This window comes from Ruegeria sp. CDSA193, assembly GCF_059611885.1.
The window spans coordinates 477,507-490,521 of record NZ_JBXWPN010000001.1 but is presented as its reverse complement, the minus strand read 5'-3'; the positions used below and the strand labels follow the sequence as shown (position 1 = coordinate 490,521).

Here is a 13,015-nt window from a genome sequence, read left to right as displayed (position 1 = left end):
ACTTGCAGCTTTAGCAAATCCCTACAATTATGCAACTGTATAATTATAATTTCTGGAAAGATAGATGTCGGATCACGCAACAAAATTCAAGCGAGAACCCGCGGAGCAGCGCAAAGAGGCGTTGATCCAGGCCACGCTGTCTTTGATCGCCGAGCAAGGTTTGCAAGGTGCGACCGTTCGGGCGATTGCCGAGCGGGCCAGTGTAACTCAGGGTCTGATCCGGCACTATTTTTCTTCGAAAGAAGATTTAATTACAGCAGCTTATGACTTTCATATGCGGCGACTGACGGATATGACGTCGGCCCCTGCTGACGGAGATTATAGCACAGCCAGATTGCGGCTGGCGACGTTTGTAACGACCGGGCTGACCCATCCGGTGGTCGATCCGGGGTCAGTGTCCCTATGGGCGGGCTTTTTGAACAAAGTTCTGGCGGACGACAAAATGCAGGCGATCCATGAACAGACATATCGGGATTTTCGTGACCGCTTGGAATCACTCATTGCAGATGCGCTGAACGAGGTAGGCATACCAGCCAGCCCGGCGGAACTGCGCAGGTTGGCTATCGCATGCAACGCCGTGGTCGACGGCTTGTGGATGGAAGGCGGCGCCCTGCCATACGCCTTTGAGCCGGATGAGCTGCCCGAGATTGGGCTGGCATCGGTTGGGGCAATTATCGGTGTTGAATTGACGGATCTTGAGCAGAGGCAGACATGAAGAAAACAGCGATTACCGAACGCCTTGCCGGCCTGGGTGGCGCCAAATGGGAAGTTTATCTCAAGGCCAAGGAACTTGTCGAGCAGGGGCAGGATATCATCGAATTGACCATTGGCGAGCCGGATGTGCCAACGCCTACCGAACTGGTGGAAAGCGCTGTGGACGCTTTGCGCGCCGGGCGTACCAACTACTCCAATGGGCGTGGTGAGGCTGGACTGCGCTCTGCACTGGCCGACCGTTATTCGGCCAGATACGGGCGCACGATCACGGATAATCAAGTGTTGTGTTTTCCAGGCACCCAGACCTCGCTTTTTACCGTCCTGATGGGCGTGGCCGAGGCGGGTTGTGAGGTGCTGGTGGGCGATCCAATGTATGCAACCTATCAAGGTGTGGTACGCGCAAGCGGTGCGGATATTGTGCCGGTTCCATTGCGGCCGGAAAACGGTTTTCGTATTTCTGCGGATGATATTGCGGACAGGATCACCGCGAAGACCACTGCGCTTTTGTTAACCACACCGCATAATCCTACCGGGTCGATCCTGACACGCGAAGACATAGATGCAATCGGCAAGCTGGCTATCGAGCATGATCTATGGATCATTTCTGATGAGGTTTATGAAGAACTGATCTTTGACGGATCTGTGTTTACCTCACCCCTGTCGCGGTCCGAGTTGGCGGATCGGGTAATCGTCGTCTCGTCGATATCAAAATCCCATGCCGCCCCCGGATTCCGCAGCGGTTGGTGCATTGGTCCCGAGGAATTTACCGCGCGCCTTTTGGCGCTGTCGGAAACCATGCTGTTTGGAAATCAGCCCTTCATCGCCGACATGACCGAGACGGCTATTCGCAACGGTTCAACCGTGGCTGAAGGCATGGCGCAACGGTACGCCCGCCGCGCCCGGATGCTGAACGACAGGCTGCCGAACGAGACACATCTGCGTGTGCATCTTCCACAGGCAGGTATGTTTGCGATGATTGATGTCTCGGCCACAGGGATGAACGGAAACGAGTACGCCTTTAATCTGCTCGAACATGGCAAAGTCGCGGTGATGCCGGGGCCGTCTTTCGGTGACACGGTTGATGACTGGGTCCGTATCGCGCTGACGGTGGACGACGCGATCTTTACCGAAGCCTGTGACCGGATCGTTGCCCACGCGACCCAACTGCAACTGGAAAACGCATGACGAGCATTGGTGAGGCGCTGGTTGATCAACTGGTCAGGCGCGATGTGGATACCGTGTTTGGCATCCCCGGCGTGCATACGGTCGAACTGTACCGCGGGCTGGCCGCATCGGGCATTCGCCATGTCACCCCACGACACGAGCAGGGGGCAGGGTTCATGGCTGATGGCTATGCCAGGGTATCCGGCAAGCCTGGCGTGGCCTTTGTGATTACCGGCCCCGGTCTGACCAATACACTCACGGCGATGGGGCAGGCTCGGGCAGACAGCGTTCCGATGCTGGTTGTGTCTGGGGTCAACACGTTGTCCAGTCTTGGCAAAGGGCTTGGTCACTTGCATGAGTTACCGGATCAACGAGCGATGGCGCGAGCAGTCGCTCTGTCATCGGACCGAGTTGAAAAGTCAGTTGAACTAGCAGCCGCGTTGGACCGCGCCTTCGCCCCGTTTCAATCCGGTCGCCCAGGGCCAACACATATCGAAATCCCGCTAGACGTTGCGGGGGACGAGTTTGCTGGTCCGACCGATGCTGCGAAAGGTCCTGTCGATAAGTCTCTTGATCCGGCGCTTCTTGACCGTGCGGCCAAGCTACTGGGGTCGGCAAAAGCGCCGGTCATTCTGGTCGGCGGCGGTGCGCGCAGCGCGGGCAGGCCGATCCGGCAGCTGGCCGAAGCGCTGGACGCGCCGGTTGTTCAAACCGTGAATGCGCGCGGGTTGATGTATGATCACTCGTTGAGCGTGCCTGCAAGCCCAAGCCTGAATTCAGTGCGTGCTTTGATCGAACAGTCCGACGTGGTTCTGGCTTTGGGGACTGAGCTGGGCCAGACGGACTACGATATGTACGCCACCGGCACGATGGCTGAAATGCCATCCCTGATCCGTGTGGACCTATGCCCCGATCAGCTGAAGCGCCACGCGGCGGACATTGCCATTGTTGGTGATGCGGCGATGGCAGCGGCCGAGCTTGTGGATCGGTTTGCCGCATCGCCCAAGTCGGCAAACGGTGTCGCGCGCGCAGCTACTTCGCGGCAGAACGCGGTCGAAGAAATCGGGCCGGAAATGCAGGCGTTACTGGCTGTGCTGAACGCCATGCGCGATGCAGTCCCTAACGCGATCATGGTGGGCGATTCTGCTTATCCGATCTATGCAGGAAACCTTTACTACGATCATGATCGGCCCGGCGGGTGGTTCAACGCCGCGACCGGGTTCGGAGCGCTTGGATATGGCATACCCGCCGCGATCGGCGCTGCATTGGCGGACCCTGACGCTCCGGTCATTTGTATCGCAGGCGACGGCGGGGCGCAGTTCAGCCTTCCTGAGCTGATGTGCGCCGTTGATGAAAAACTGCCGATCACCTTCGTGATCTGGAACAACCACGGTTATCAGGAAATCGCCAAGTCAATGCAGGCGGTCGGTGTGACTGTGCTGGGATGCGATCCGACCCCACCGGATTTTGAAAGCGTCGCCCGGTCGTGCGGCATGCCGTTCTGGCGCACTGGCCCCGACCCGTTGGACGTGGCCCAAGCTTTGTCGTCTGCACAATCCCAAGATGGCCCGCGGCTTGTTGAAATCCGCGCGCCAAACCAATCACACTCTTGATTAAAAGTGAGACCGAAAATGACTGACCCGACCTATGAATTCTCGCGCGCGATCACCCGTCGCCCAGCAGCGTCCATCACCGATGGTCTGCGTGCAGAAGATATCGGTACGCCGGACCTAGACCGAATGCTTGCATCTCATGCGCATTATGTTGAAACCCTCAAGAAAACCGGAGCAGAGGTTATCGAACTGGCTCCCCTTGAGACGTATCCGGATGCCGTCTTTGTCGAAGATACCACACTGTGTCTTCCTCAGGGTGCGGTGATGATGCGCCCCGGTGCACCCAGCCGCATGGGTGAGGTGGCCGAGATGGAGCCGACAATCCGCGGCGTTTATGACGAGGTTCGGCAGATCGCTGGGCCCGGCCATATTGAAGGCGGGGACATTCTGGTAACGGGTCGCGAAATTCTGGTTGGCCGGTCAGATCGGACCGATGCGGCCGGTGTCACAGAGCTGACCGAAATCGTTTCCGACTGGGGCCACACCGTACGCGAGGTTTTTACACCACCGGGCGTGTTGCACTTCAAAACGGATTGTTCGTTGCTGGATGGGGAAACCATCCTGTCCACGAAGCGGCTGGACGCATCCGGCTGCTTCGAAGGGTATCGGGTTCTGCATGTGGCAGAAGGCGAAGAAGCCGCTGCAAACTCGATCCGGTTCAACCAATTTGTCCTGGCTCCGGCCGGCTTCCCGCGTACCACCGAGATGTTGCGCCAGAACGGTTATGATGTGGTCGAAATCGACAATGTGGAATGCGCCAAATTGGATGGCGGAATGTCATGTCTGTCGCTGAGATTCTGACCTGGTTCACGACGATTCAGAACCGACTAACCTTGAACCAGCCAAATGCGTCCTGCTGCAACCAAAGAAAGAGTGGGCGCATTTTGGCGTGATTAAGGTTAGCCGCTTCAACCACTTGGATATTCATTCGAACTAGTATGATCCCTACCCAGTGGGTGTAGCTTTGCACCAGTTTCGCGCAGTATTTCTTTTGCACCCAAATCCCATCTCGCCCGTGCTTGCCGGGTTGTGTATGACTTGGGCAAAGAAGTTATGGCAGGAAATACATGTCTCAGGCGCTCACCGTATTCACGACGATGAAGAACGAAGGCCCCTATATGCTGGAATGGGTCGCATTCCACAAAACACTGGGAGTCGATCACTTTGTGATCTTCACCAATAGCTGTGAAGACGGCACGGATGCCATTGCCCGCAGGCTGCAGGAATTGGGTCTTGCCACACATGTCCCGAACGAGGTCAAAGAAGGGGGAAACCCGCAGCATCAGATGCTACGGCGCGCGCGGCGTCAGCCCAAAGTGAAAGAGGCCGACTGGCTGATGTGTCTGGATGTTGATGAATTCTGGAACATCCGCTGCGGTGACAACAGCTTTGCGGCGCTGATCGCAGAAACCGAACAGCGGGCCGGAAAGCCGGTGGATGCGATCTCATTCGCGTGGAAATTGTTTGGTAGTTCGGGGAATATCAGCTTTGAAGACAAACCTGTGACCGAGTCCTTTTCGATGGGGGATCAGGAATTCCCGTATCATTCCGGCCGGGCCTATGGTCTGAAAACCCTGTTTCGTAACAACGGAAAATTTACGCGGTTCGGCCCGCATCGCCCGAAAGGGGTCGAAGAAGGGAAAGAAAGCGAAATCGCTTGGTCCGATGCCGGTGGCAGGCTGTTTCCGTCCGAGAAGGTCGGGTGGCGCGCATGGAGGAAATTTGATCATTCGCTGGGGCGGATTCATCACTATTCCGTCCGGTCTTTGGATGGGTTTCTGGTCAAAAGGGATCGGGGCCGGACCAATCATATCCGCGTAGACCAAGGGCAAGCCTATTGGCAGGACATGAATGCCAACAAAGAAACAGATCACTCGATACTGCCAGCAGCGCATCGCGCGGCCCCATTGCTGGCCGAACTGAAAGCCGATGAAGAACTCGGCTGCCTGCACGCGAAGGCATGTGACTGGCATCGCACCAAGATATCAGAGATCAAGTTGCGGCCTGACTGGGTGGATTTCCGCCTCTGGCTTGCGGAAAATCTGGTCTGATCACTATGGCAGAAGACCTTTCAAAAGAGCAGCTCAAGCCTGATCACCCCGATCGTAAGACGGGGTATGAACGGATTCTGACAGACCCTGCGCCCCCTTGGTTTGTCGAGCTGTATCCAGGTGGGGACGGGACCGGGTTTCTGCAAAAGCTGAACAGACACTCGGTTTTGTTTCATCAAAGGTCTGCGTCCCGGCTTGTGGTCAGCTTTGACAACATTGCCAATGCCAACGACCTGTCTTTTTCCCGCGAACCTTGGGGCTGGAAGTTCTTCCGTGACGAAGGCTGGTCCCATATGGGGATATTTGCGCGGACCAAAGCCTGGTACCGCGATCCCGAGATCATCTCGTATTTTCAGACCCAAGCGGATCAGGGTTTTTTTGCACAGTTTGATCAGGTTGTGTTTGCGGGCGCTTCGATGGGCGGATTTGGAGCGCTGACATTCTCGGCCCTTGTTCCCGGCGCCAATGTCATCGCTTTCAATCCGCAGACAACGCTGGATGAACGGCTGGTCCCGTGGGAGACCCGGTATCGGTTCGGGCAGGTGCAAGACTGGGATCTTCCCTTTAGCGATGCCACGCAAACCGTTGAAAATGTGGGGAAAGCATACGTTTTCTATGATCCCTTTTTTGATCTTGATCGCCAGCAGGTGACTCGATTGAAAGGCGATAATGTCGTGCTGCTGAAGACATGGTTTTCAAACCATTTCGCGGCCCCGATGCTGCGCAAATTGGATATACTGAAGCCGGTTATGCTCGAGGCGATGGACGGCACACTGGAACCCCAGGCCTATTACCGAATGATGCGGGCACGGCGGCGACTGCCTTTGTATATGCGCGGGATCGAGGCGATTGGCGGCGAACGTCACCCACAGCTTGTTACGCAAGCAAGGCAGAGGTTCCGACGGCTGCGGCGCGCAGCCTTGGCCGAAGCAGCCTCATGAAGCCCGAAAAGGGGGTCTTTATCGGCCAGCGCAAAGACCGGATGGGTGCCCGGTTGCTGATGATGCTGACCTGCATCCGGTTGGCCGAGGATTTTGACACCAGCTATCGGGTCAACTGGTTTCCCAAAGGTGCGGATGCGCCAGAGCTGGACCAGCCGCAAGAATTGTTCTCACAAGAGTGGATGGATGCTCATTTCCTGAGCACCGAATCCTTTGATGCTCTAGGCGAGAACGCCCTGCCGATATGGTCGTTTCAGGGCGATGCGACACCGGATCGGCTGATATCCCATCTGAATTCCGGCCGCTCTGTTGTCGTCGAGGAAGGCTTTGAGGTTCTGGCCTTTCAATGGGAAGATGTCGAGCAGATCCGCCCCCGGTACCGAGAGTTCATCCATCAGATCGGGTTCACGGATGAAATCCGGAACATTATGGAAAAGGCAGATGCCAAACTAAGTGGCAAGGGGGTGTCGGCCTATCACATTCGCCGTGGCGACATCCTGAATGGTCTGCCGTGGAAGCATACGACCTGGCCGGCAAAGATCGAACCGGAAGAACTGTATGCAGCGCATCTTGAAAAAAACGCAGGGTGTGCCGCGATCATGTTTTCAGATCAGCCCGAGCTTGTGGCCCGATTCCAAGTGCAGTTTCCGCACCTTATGCAAATGTCAGATATCGCGGATCTTTCCAGTCTGACCCGCGCACAACGAGACTTTCTGGAGCTCTATACCATGTCGCGCGCGGATCAGGTGATTGCACCGTTTATCTCGGCGTTTTCCATGGCAGCAGCGCGGATTTCCGGGCAACAAAGGAAGGTTTTTCGGGATGTTTTAGCGGAAAAGGACATCAACCAGGCCAACGAACAGATGATTGAACGGTTGCGCCTTGGCCCGGAAGAATTTCTGAATCTCTCAGAAGCCGCTCATATCTATTCCAAAGCGTCCTTTTATCTTCATGGTTTGGGCGCTGGAGATCGGGCTGAAGAGGCATTGGAACTCGTTCAGCCGCTGATGGATGCAGGTTCTGATAATGCTTTTGTGCCGCTGCTTCAGGCATTGAATTACTTTTACCTGAACCGATGGGCTGAAGCGTTGGAATTGACGGAAGAGGCCCTGAAGAACCCACATATCTGGCCGGAAGATTTTGCAGTCGCTACGGCACTAAAGGCAGCAATCTTGGGGGGGCAGAAAAAGCGCTGGATGGCAGCGCAAGTGCTTAGCCGGGCGTTCTGGACCAAGCCAATGCGCCCGGATGTCATCATATTTGGCTCTCGGCTTTTGTATCGCGATCAAATCGCCCATCGCGCTATGCCGCCGATAGATTGGGCAATGCAAAAGATTATTCGGAGACCTTGGTTCAACTATAATTCCCACGTTGCCCAAAGAAAAGTTCTGGTGCGCTTGCCCTGTAATTTTGACCTGATCCTATTGGATTGGGCTAGTCTGTCCGTAGATCAAAGGGCGCGCCGTCTAACCTCCAACAGATCCCGTTTGCAGACTTTGGCTGACGGGCTAGAAAGCTCAACTCAGTTGCCCGAGGACGTTCGCATTTCACGCGAAGACCCGCGCTTTGAAGGGGTCCAATCTTTGCTGCGTTTGCATTTGGGAGATACATCTTTGGCGCAGTCTTTGGATATTGCGCGGAAAGTGGCCAAGCGCCTTCCGGATAACCCGTTATACTTAAAGCGACTGGCCGAACTGTATGAGAAAGATGGAGATTTTGCAAACGGAAGGCTGGCCATGGCAGATGCGTTGGCCTGTGATCCGGGCAACCCATTTCTGGTTTTTGCGATGGGGCAATACCTTGAAAGGAACGGGGCTGAAGAACAGGGGCAAAACCAAATTATTCAGGCTGCGGAACTGGATGACAATACAGCGGCGATTCAAGGCGAGGCCGGCAGGATATATCTGCAACGAGGTGAAAAGCAGAATGCGCGCGTTCATCTTTCCAAGGCCCACGCGCTGTGCCCAACCCTAAAACGATATTCCAATCAGCTGAAACGTGCGGGTGGAAAATAGACGGAATTCTCTTGGTGACCGGCTTGAATACCGGTAGTTTGCGGTCAAAATCTTAAACAAATCTCCGATACCACCGGGGCAATGAAAACAAGCAGGGCAGTCAGGTATGGCCGAACAGGATCCTCGATATATCAGCGTTACCCCTATGAAGAACGAAGGACCATTCGTTCTTGAATGGATCGCCCATAATCGTGCCATTGGTGTGGACCAGATTGTGGTCATGACCAATGACTGTACCGATGGTACAGATGCCTTGCTGCAGCGATTGCATGACCTTGGCATTGTCACGCATGTCGACAACAACTCGAGACGTCAGACCAGCCCGCAAAAACGCGCCTATAACGCCTTTCTGAAAATGGAAGTGGCCCGTCCACAGGATTGGGTGATCGTTATCGACGCGGATGAACATATTAACGTCAGAACCGGCGACCATACATTGCGTGCGCTGACGGGTGCCATGCCGGATGCAAAAACGATTTCAATGACTTGGCGTCTATTCGGAAACGCCGGCATTGTTCGGTACGAGGACCGTTTCCTGTCGGATCAGTTTCGCCAAGCTGCACCTGAGCGTATTTTTCGACCGCCGCAAGCTTGGGGCTTTAAGACCATGTTCCAACGCGGCCTGTGGGATGCGCTCGGTGTCCATCGACCGAAAAGGCCGACCGTTGAAACGATGGAAGAATGCCATTGGTACAACGGATCCGGTCAACCGATGCCCGAAAGGTATTTTACTGCCAGTTGGCGATCGGCGCGGGACTCCGTCGGGTACGAGCATGTTCAGATCAATCACTATGCTTTGAAATCCTGTGAAAGTTATCTGGTCAAGAAAATGCGTGGTCGGGCCCATCATCTGGGGGAAAGCCTTGGGATGGAATATTGGAACATGATGAACCAAAACGCCGAAACTGAGACCTCGATCGACACAATCCTCGATCGGAAACGGGCTTTGTATTACGAAATGCTGTCAGACGCTGAGACGGCCCGCCTGCACCATATGACCTGCGATCTGCATCGCCAACAGGTTGCCCAGTTGCGCGAACAACCCGAGATGCAAGACCTCATGCGTCAGATGACCGCCGGGTTCTCAGCCAAGGCCGAGACCTGAGGTCGCTTGGCGAATAGGAACGTTTCATGCTCTGGCTACACATAGGAATGCCCAAGACTGGGTCGACTGCGTTACAGGGGTTTGTTCGCAAAAACGGTCAAGTGATGGCTGGGGCCGGATTACACTATATGGAAACGGGCCGCAGGCGAACCGAGGGGCAGGGGCGTCTGGCCAGCAGTCATAACCTGATTGCCTTCCACATGAACCAAACCGAACAGCCGGTCACCGCCCTGCGCGAAGCGATGGCAAGGGAATATGTTGAGCATGAGGATAAGGCATGCTTGGTATCGTCTGAGATGTTGTATTCAGTCGATCTGCACAAACTGGCCGAGATTTTCGCTGAGATCCCCGCGCGTGAGATGAGGATTGCTTTCTACTGCCGTAGATATTCTGACTTTTTCGAAGCCGACTACAAACAAAGGGCAAAGAACGGCAGGCTTGCCGGGGGCGGTTCTGAATATATTCGTACCCAGCTGGACGAGATACGTGCGCATCCTGAGCGTTTCAGCTTTGCCAGTGCTGCGGCTCGGATAAGGTCAGCTTTTCCGGGCGTCTCGTTGGTGCCTATGCTGTATGAGCGCTCTGAAATGGCTAATGGCAACATTATCGATGATTTTCTGAATCGCATCGGCGTCCAACTGCCCTTGGACAGCAAGACCGAAACATCGTCCAATCCTTCGCATTCAAGAGCCGCGTGTGAGGCGTTTGGTGTGGTCACTAGGGCTATGGGACGCAAGAAAAGTCGCCAGTTGCGACGTCGGGCTGTCGATGATCCCGTGATGATGCGTAAGAATGATGTGCTTGAACCGGATGAACGCGCCTGGCTGGACGCGTTTATGGCAAATGAAGATGTGAGTTTTCATCAAGAGTTTTTTCCCGACCGGACGCAGCTTTTTGCCCCTGTCAGGTTGAGCATGCATGATCAGTCGTTTCGCCGGGACACAGCTGCGGAATATCAGGCGCTGCGCCAGGCATCCGAGATCGTGTTTCGCATGGCGCTAGAGGGTTAAGCCCTTATTCGACGGTAATTTCCTGGCGCTGCCGGCCAGTGGTTTTGTCAAAGATCAGGATGCGATTGTCATCAGTCACAACCGCAAACCAGTTGTTTCCAATGGTGACCGCCTGCGCTGTTGCGCCATCGGGCAACTCAACCTGATCGGGCAGGGTGGGGGTCCGGTCCGATAGCCGGATGACAATCAGTGCGAATGTCACTAGAACCCCGCCAATCATCACCGCGGTCAGCAGCATGACCATTCTCCGCAGCAGGCGAAGCTGCGGCGTTTCCTGCGGTTCTTGGGGTTCGGAAGGGACAGTCATGGGCACTCGCCAGATTGAGTTTCAAATCGCGGCCGATCCGCCGCCCCGCCTTGATAAGGCGCTTTCCCGCGATGTGCCAGCGGGGGAAAGCCTGTCGCGGACCCGATTGGGGAAGCTGATCGAAGACGGGGCCGTGATGATCAACGGAACCGCTGCCCGCGACCCCAAGGCCCAGGTGGCCGAAGGCGCAGTGGTGGCGATCACTGTGGCCGAGGCCGAAGACAGCCATATCGGCCCGGAAGACATCCCGCTGGAGGTCGTATTCGAGGATACCGACCTGATCGTGGTCAATAAACCTGCGGGTATGGTCGTGCATCCTGCGCCCGGCTCTCCGAACGGGACATTGGTCAATGCGTTGCTGCATCACTGCGGTGATGACCTGTCTGGCGTAGGCGGCGTAAAGCGCCCCGGCATCGTGCATCGTATCGACAAGGAAACCAGCGGGTTGCTGGTGGTGGCCAAATCCGACGCGGCCCATCACGGGCTTGCCGCACAGTTCGAAGCACACAGTGTCGAACGCTATTATCGCGCCATTTGTTACGGTGTCCCGGATGCCAATGATCCCCGGTTGCGCGGCGTCAAAGGTGTCAGTTTTGAACCCGGAAATATTATGCGGATCACCACTCAGCTGGCCCGTCACAAGACAGACCGGCAACGACAGGCTGTGCTGTTTCACGGTGGGCGCCACGCTGTCACGCGCGCCCGTCTGGTCGAAACGTTTGGGGCCCCGCAAGGGCTGGCTCTGATCGAATGCTGGCTGGAAACAGGTCGCACGCATCAGATTCGGGTTCACATGACCCATGCCGGTCATGGTCTGGTCGGTGATCCGGTCTATGGGGGCAAGCGGAAACTCGCAGCTAAAGCCTTTAGCGCGTCTGCCGCCGAGGCCGTACGAGACTTTCCTCGTCAGGCGCTTCATGCTGCGGTTTTGGGTTTTGAGCACCCGATATCGGGTGAAAACCTTCGCTTCGAGGCTGTGTTGCCGGATGATATGGAAAATCTGATTGAACAGCTGCGCACACCGCTGACATAATAAGCAAAGTTACGTGAATAACGTTTTCTTAGGTTTCCTTTATCAAACGTTAATTTCAAACTGTTAACGGTACCTCTTGAACGGATCGGGACGACCTCCCATATCCATGTTAACGACTTAAACATTTGTCGGAGGGACAAGAAACATGGCCAATTACGCAAATCTCCCCGCGCCGACGCCGGAAGGCGGGCTGAACCGCTATATGCAGGAAATTCGGAAGTTTCCCCTGCTGGAGCCAGAAGAAGAATACATGCTGGCCAAAAGCTGGGTTGAGAAGCAAGATACTGAAGCTGCACATAAAATGGTGACCTCCCACCTACGGTTGGCGGCCAAGATCGCTATGGGTTATCGCGGTTATGGGCTGCCACAGGCCGAAGTGATCTCCGAGGCCAATGTCGGTCTTATGCAGGCCGTGAAACGGTTTGATCCGGAAAAAGGGTTCCGGCTGGCGACCTATGCCATGTGGTGGATTCGCGCCTCGATTCAGGAATACATTCTGCGGTCATGGTCTTTGGTCAAACTGGGTACAACCTCGGCGCAAAAAAAGCTGTTTTTCAACTTGCGCAAAGCTAAGGCACGCATCGGTGCGCTGGAAGAGGGCGACCTGCGTCCGGAAAACGTGGCCCGGATCGCAAATGACCTTGGTGTGACCGAAGCAGAAGTGATCAGCATGAACCGCCGGATGTCCGGTGGCGACGCCTCTCTGAATGCGACCGTCGGGTCCGAGGGCGAAGGCACCATGCAATGGCAGGACTGGCTTGAGGACGAGGATGCCGATCAGGCGGGCGACTATGAGGCCCGCGATGAGCTCGACGCCCGCCGCGAGCTGTTGGCGGCTGCTCTTGAAGTTTTGAATGACCGGGAAAAAGACATTCTGACCCAACGCCGCCTGATGGATCAGGCCGTCACACTGGAAGAGCTGAGTACGCAGTACAATGTCAGTCGCGAACGCATTCGCCAGATTGAAGTCCGCGCTTTTGAGAAACTTCAGAAGAAGATGCGAGAGCTTGCCCGCGAAAAAGGGATGCTGGCCACAGCCTGACCTCTTCGTTTATTGAACGG

General features: G+C 55.6%; 12 protein-coding genes. 11 read left to right on the top strand and 1 reads right to left on the bottom strand.

Annotation, left to right across the window (positions count from 1 at the left end; translation table 11 throughout):
• Positions 1-64 precede the first annotated feature (64 nt).
• The 9 genes from AC2FLG_RS02415 to AC2FLG_RS02375 all read left to right on the top strand — a co-directional run bounded on the left by AC2FLG_RS02415 (position 65) and on the right by AC2FLG_RS02375 (position 10,613).
• The gene (locus AC2FLG_RS02415; protein WP_271946462.1) at positions 65-715 is read left to right on the top strand and encodes a TetR/AcrR family transcriptional regulator; all 651 of its coding nucleotides are present in this window, start codon (positions 65-67) and stop codon (positions 713-715) included.
• A complete protein-coding gene (locus AC2FLG_RS02410; RefSeq protein ID WP_496704852.1) occupies positions 712-1,899 on the top strand; it encodes a pyridoxal phosphate-dependent aminotransferase in 1,188 nt (395 codons plus the stop codon). The genes AC2FLG_RS02415 and AC2FLG_RS02410 overlap by 4 nt, the downstream gene beginning before the upstream one ends.
• Positions 1,896-3,491: a 5-guanidino-2-oxopentanoate decarboxylase gene (locus tag AC2FLG_RS02405; RefSeq protein WP_496704850.1), complete on the top strand. Its 1,596-nt coding sequence runs from the start codon at positions 1,896-1,898 to the stop codon at positions 3,489-3,491. The genes AC2FLG_RS02410 and AC2FLG_RS02405 overlap by 4 nt, the downstream gene beginning before the upstream one ends.
• Positions 3,492-3,509: 18 nt before the next feature.
• Positions 3,510-4,292 carry a dimethylarginine dimethylaminohydrolase family protein gene (locus tag AC2FLG_RS02400; protein ID WP_271946472.1) on the top strand — a complete coding sequence of 261 codons (783 nt, stop codon included), beginning with the start codon at positions 3,510-3,512 and terminating at the stop codon, positions 4,290-4,292.
• Between the two features lie 266 nt (positions 4,293-4,558).
• Positions 4,559-5,542: a glycosyltransferase family 2 protein gene (locus tag AC2FLG_RS02395; protein ID WP_496690735.1), complete on the top strand. Its 984-nt coding sequence runs from the start codon at positions 4,559-4,561 to the stop codon at positions 5,540-5,542.
• A 5-nt stretch (positions 5,543-5,547) separates the two neighbouring features.
• The gene (locus AC2FLG_RS02390) at positions 5,548-6,483 is read left to right on the top strand and encodes a hypothetical protein (RefSeq protein ID WP_496704848.1); all 936 of its coding nucleotides are present in this window, start codon (positions 5,548-5,550) and stop codon (positions 6,481-6,483) included.
• The gene (locus tag AC2FLG_RS02385; protein ID WP_496704846.1) at positions 6,480-8,498 is read left to right on the top strand and encodes a hypothetical protein; all 2,019 of its coding nucleotides are present in this window, start codon (positions 6,480-6,482) and stop codon (positions 8,496-8,498) included. Before AC2FLG_RS02390 ends, AC2FLG_RS02385 begins: the two co-directional genes overlap by 4 nt.
• A 106-nt stretch (positions 8,499-8,604) precedes the next feature.
• A complete protein-coding gene (locus tag AC2FLG_RS02380) occupies positions 8,605-9,603 on the top strand; it encodes a glycosyltransferase family 2 protein (protein WP_271946483.1) in 999 nt (332 codons plus the stop codon).
• Positions 9,604-9,650: 47 nt separating this feature from the next.
• Complete coding sequence (locus AC2FLG_RS02375; protein ID WP_496704845.1) at positions 9,651-10,613, top strand: hypothetical protein; 963 nt, start codon at positions 9,651-9,653, stop codon at positions 10,611-10,613.
• A 4-nt stretch (positions 10,614-10,617) separates the two neighbouring features.
• On the opposite strand, the gene AC2FLG_RS02370 is transcribed toward AC2FLG_RS02375, so the two are convergent.
• A complete protein-coding gene (locus AC2FLG_RS02370; RefSeq protein WP_496700097.1) occupies positions 10,618-10,920 on the bottom strand; it encodes a DUF6476 family protein in 303 nt (100 codons plus the stop codon).
• On the opposite strand from AC2FLG_RS02370, the gene AC2FLG_RS02365 reads away from it, so the two are divergent.
• Positions 10,919-11,953 carry an RluA family pseudouridine synthase gene (locus tag AC2FLG_RS02365; RefSeq protein ID WP_496704843.1) on the top strand — a complete coding sequence of 345 codons (1,035 nt, stop codon included), beginning with the start codon at positions 10,919-10,921 and terminating at the stop codon, positions 11,951-11,953. The two genes, AC2FLG_RS02370 and AC2FLG_RS02365, sit on opposite strands and share 2 nt — an antisense overlap.
• Before the next feature lie 145 nt (positions 11,954-12,098).
• On the top strand, positions 12,099-12,995 hold the full coding sequence (gene rpoH / locus AC2FLG_RS02360; RefSeq protein WP_142634432.1) for an RNA polymerase sigma factor RpoH: 897 nt from the start codon (positions 12,099-12,101) through the stop codon (positions 12,993-12,995).
• Positions 12,996-13,015 lie beyond the last annotated feature (20 nt).